Origin of the sequence: Mucilaginibacter sp. (assembly GCF_036383575.1) — a bacterium.
Taxonomy (GTDB): domain Bacteria; phylum Bacteroidota; class Bacteroidia; order Sphingobacteriales; family Sphingobacteriaceae; genus Mucilaginibacter.
The window spans coordinates 1-4,380 of the sequence record NZ_DASVOB010000688.1; the positions used below are offsets into that span (position 1 = coordinate 1).

The following is a 4,380-nucleotide window of genomic DNA, read 5'->3' on the forward strand; positions in this document are numbered from 1 at the left end:
TTATGGTGGTGGCTTATATATCATCCCTGCTCAGCTGGTGCTGATAGAAGCTGTTATGGGTTTTTCAAAAGAAGGGTCATTACCTTATATATCTATCGGGTTTAGGTTTTAAAATAACTGCCGCGGGTTTAGCGCAGCATAACCCGTGGTTGGCATGCTCAAAGCTTTCGGCTTGAGCGTCTAAAACGCCCGTTCAAGTGTCCGCGCTTGAATGATTTTTTAGCAGGACGCTTAAACCTGCCGGATGGGCTCTGAAGGAGAAATGATCTTAAGCAAAGAGGGCCGGTCACCCTGAGCTTAGTCGAAGGGTCGCGCGCAAAGGCCCTGCCCACCATGCTTCGACCGGCTACCCATGACATGTTTAAAAAACGCTTGTCATTCTGAGCGATAGCGAAGAATCTTCTGCAAAATACATGGTCGCTATGTAGGGCGAAGAAGATCCTTCGTTCCTCAGGATGACAATAGTTTAATGTCATTTCACCTTCAGAATTCACCGGATTTAAACACTCAGCATGACACCCATTTTTGAACTTGTTTCAGCGCCCCACCTGTTAAGTTTACAGTTTGTTAAGCCAGCTGATAATCTGTCCTATAGAATTCCAAAACAAGTTCGGGATGACGATTGAGGCCAACAAGGAGGAAATCAAACACCTGCTTTTTTACAATTATATCATAAATTAATTTCCCTTTCCCGGCATGCGGGTTATCGGGTTTTATATATTTGCATATGAATCACCTCATAGCACCATCTATCTTAGCAGCCGATTTTGCCAATCTGCAACGCGATATTGAAATGATCAATAACAGCGAAGCAGACTGGATTCATGTTGATATTATGGATGGTATGTTTGTTCCTAATATCTCTTTTGGTTTCCCTGTTGTAAGCGCTGTAAAAAAACACGCCACCAAGCCGCTTGATGTTCACCTGATGATTGTCGACCCTGATCGTTACCTGAAAGCGTTTAAAGACGCGGGTGCCGATAGTATTACTGTGCACCAGGAGGCTTGCCCGCATTTGCACCGTACCGTACAGGTAATTAAACAATTAGGCTGTAAAGCTGCTGTTGCTATTAACCCTGCAACGCCCGTTTTCTTATTAGAGGATATTATTGCCGAATTGGATATGGTTTTGATCATGTCGGTTAATCCCGGCTTCGGCGGACAGCATTTTATTGACAACACTTATAAAAAGATCAAAGAACTCAGGACACTAAGTGCCGAAAAAAATCCCGACCTGTTAATTGAGATCGATGGTGGGGTGGATGCTAACAATATAGCAAAACTGATAGAAGCTGGTGCAAATGTGTTTGTTGCGGGTACTTCGGTATTCTCGTCGGCCAATCAGGTGGCCGCAATTTCAAAACTCAAACATCCCTAAAAGTATTATAATGATAATAATTACTATCAACCCTGTAGGGTTAGTTTAATTATTTGCAATCAAAGGCCCGTTTGTTGATTAATTGTATATTTTTTCAAAAAATGTAAATAATGTCTATATATTTTGTCAAATTAATTAACTTCGGCCCAACAAAATACAAACTTCCTAATAGTGTATTTAGAACCTACAATTCGTTAATTATATGAAACATAATTTTGGTGCCGGACCCGGCATTCTACCACACGAAGTTTTAAAGCAAGCTTCAGAAGCAGTTATTGATTTTAATGGTACTGGACTCTCTTTGCTTGAAATTTCACACCGATCAAAAGAGTTTGAAGCCGTTTTAGACGAAGCTGTAAGCCTGGTAAAAGAATTATTCAACGTTCCGGAAGGTTATTCGGTATTGTTTCTGCAAGGCGGTGCCAGCACCCAGTTTGCTTTGGCCCCTTACAACCTGCTACCTGAAGGTGGTAAAGTAGCTTATGTTGAAACTGGTGTTTGGGCCAATAAAGCTTTAAAAGAAGCTAAATATTTTGGCGAAGTTCAAGTTGTAGCTACTTCAAAAGAAGCCAACTTTACTTACATCCCTAAGGATTTTGAAATTCCTGCCGATGCCGCTTACATCCACATTACATCAAACAATACCATTTACGGTACGCAGTTACAGGAGTTCTTTAAATCGCCAATTCCTGTGGTTTGTGATATGTCGTCAGATATTTTCAGCCGCGTGGTTAACGTTGCCGATTTTGGTTTGATTTACGCCGGTGCTCAGAAAAATATGGGCCCTGCCGGTGTTACTTTGGTTATTGTTAAGGACGACCTGCTGGGTAAAACCGGTCGTAAGATCCCTGCAATGTTTAACTACCAAACTCAAATTGAAGGTGGTTCAATGTATAACACTCCACCGGTATTTGCTATCTACGTATCAATGCTTACCCTTAAATGGTTAAAAGCAAAAGGTGGCGTACCGGCTATTGAGCAGGAAAACATTACCAAGGCACGTGTACTTTATGAGGAAATTGACCGCAACCCATTGTTCAAAGCAGTGGCTGCCGTTGAAGACCGCTCAAAAATGAACGTTTGCTTCGTGATGGAAAATCCGGAATTGGAAAAACCATTCCTGAAACTTGCCGAAGAACGTGGTATAGTTGGCATTAAAGGCCACAGAAGTGTAGGCGGTTTCCGCGCTTCAATTTACAACGCATTGCCAATAAGCAGCATCTATGTGCTGATTGACGTAATGCAGGAGTTTGCTGAAAAGAATAAATAAGCCCCCTAATCCCCTAAAGGGGGAACAAAAGTTTATAATTACCCCCGGTTATCTTAAAGGGATCTTTACTCCCCTTTAGGGGGCCGGGGGGCTAAATACTAAAATAATGATCAAAATATTAGCTAACGACGGTATCGACCCGATAGGTAAAAAAATGCTGGAAGATGCCGGCTTTTTTGTTGATACCAACAATATCCCACAGGACGAGCTTCCTGAAAAATTGAAAAATTATGATGCTATCACCGTACGTAGTGCTACTAAAGTACGTAAAGCATTGATCGACGCTACGCCAAACCTGAAATTGATCGGTCGCGGTGGTGTAGGTGTTGATAATATCGATGTTGATTACGCCAAAGAAAAAGGCATTGGTGTATATAACACCCCGGCGTCTTCTTCTTTATCAGTTGCCGAACTGGTATTTGCCAGCTTATTTGGTTCTGTACGTTTTTTACCAGATAGCAACCGCAAAATGCCGGTTGATGGTGGTACTAAATTTAACGACCTGAAAAAAGCTTACGCTAAAGGTGTTGAGCTTCGCGGTAAAACTTTAGGTATCGTAGGTTTTGGCCGTATCGGCAGGGAAGTAGCTAAAATAGCTATTGGTGTTGGTATGGATGTTTTGGCTTATGACCTTTTTGATTTCAACCCTGAGCTGGATCTTGTTTTAGGTGGCGGTACTACTGTTAAAGTAGCTGTTAAAAAATCTACTCTTGACGAGATCACTACAACTGCTGATTTCATTACATTACATACTCCATTTATCGACAAAGCCCTTTTTGGTGCTGAAGAATTGGCTAAAACTAAAAAAGGTGTTGGCCTTGTAAATATTTCACGCGGTGGTTTGATTGACGAGCTTGCTTTGGTTGATGCCTTAAACAGCGGTCAGGTTTCATTTGCAGCGCTTGACGTGTTCGACAATGAGCCAACCCCTCGCGCTGAGATCTTAACCCATCCAAAAATTTCCCTGACCCCACACATTGGTGCTGCTACTAATGAGGCTCAGGAAAGGATTGGTGTTGAGCTTGCGAGCCTGATCATTGAGCATTTCAAAAACATATAACATGAATGTTTTCGAATTAAATCGAATTACACGAATTTGATTTCTATATAGAAGGCATGGATCGATATGATTCATGCCTTTTTCGTTTTGATGATTGTAATCTACTTGATGTTTGGAAAAGGAAAACGATAAGATATCGAAAATAGCCTTCCACTCACTTTTACTGCTTGTTTCTCTTTTAATAAGTTAGTGAGCTTTTTTAATTTATCAAGCTCTTTTTTGTCGATATAAACGCTATACAGGTCAACACTCCTTTTTACTGTATGCTTATCTTTTAAGTCCGGCCATCCTGCGGGCAAGTTCATTGGTTTTTCAGGTGAATAGCTATAGCTGGTTAACATAACTTCGATGCTATCAGGTAGCCATTCTTTCGCTTTTTTATCTTTAAAGTTTATAATCTTATCGAATACGTTCAAAAATGCCGATGGTGTTTTTTCTCTTGCCGGGCTTTTCTCATAACGAAGACTACCATATACATTTATTTGCGAACGGAAATCAAAATTTATTATCAATTCACTCGTTGGCTGGTCACTGGCATACGTTGCTGTTATGTTTGATGGTAATGTTTCAAGGCTATCTGTCACGCCAAGCTTCATGATTTCGCTCTGAACATCTTTTTTTGCTATTGCTGTTTTAAAATACCTAACCTTATTATCGATTGTTTTTTTATAA

The 4,380-nt window shown here is 40.8% G+C and carries 4 protein-coding genes; 3 read left to right on the top strand and 1 reads right to left on the bottom strand.

Annotated elements, in window-relative coordinates; all coding sequences use genetic code 11:
* Positions 1 to 727: 727 nt before the first annotated feature.
* The 3 genes from rpe (at position 728) to VF500_RS24195 (ending at position 3,708) form a co-directional block, all read left to right on the top strand.
* On the top strand, positions 728 to 1,378 hold the full coding sequence (gene rpe, locus VF500_RS24185; protein WP_330862131.1) for a ribulose-phosphate 3-epimerase: 651 nt from the start codon (positions 728 to 730) through the stop codon (positions 1,376 to 1,378).
* Positions 1,379 to 1,580: 202 nt separating this feature from the next.
* Positions 1,581 to 2,648, top strand: a complete 1,068-nt coding sequence (serC, locus tag VF500_RS24190; RefSeq protein WP_330862132.1) for a 3-phosphoserine/phosphohydroxythreonine transaminase — start codon at positions 1,581 to 1,583, stop codon at positions 2,646 to 2,648.
* A 106-nt stretch (positions 2,649 to 2,754) separates the two neighbouring features.
* A complete protein-coding gene (locus tag VF500_RS24195) occupies positions 2,755 to 3,708 on the top strand; it encodes a D-2-hydroxyacid dehydrogenase (protein WP_330862133.1) in 954 nt (317 codons plus the stop codon).
* Between the two features lie 101 nt (positions 3,709 to 3,809).
* Here VF500_RS24195 and VF500_RS24200 read toward each other — a convergent pair.
* Positions 3,810 to 4,380 (bottom strand): hypothetical protein (locus VF500_RS24200; RefSeq protein ID WP_330862134.1); only part of this gene is annotated, 571 nt, incomplete at its 5' end.

Coding starts and splice junctions, on each gene's coding strand:
- VF500_RS24195 (WP_330862133.1), top strand. CDS start 2,755: ATGATCAAAATATTAGCTAACGACGGTATCGACCCGATAGGTAAAAAA.
- rpe (WP_330862131.1), top strand. CDS start 728: ATGAATCACCTCATAGCACCATCTATCTTAGCAGCCGATTTTGCCAAT.
- serC (WP_330862132.1), top strand. CDS start 1,581: ATGAAACATAATTTTGGTGCCGGACCCGGCATTCTACCACACGAAGTT.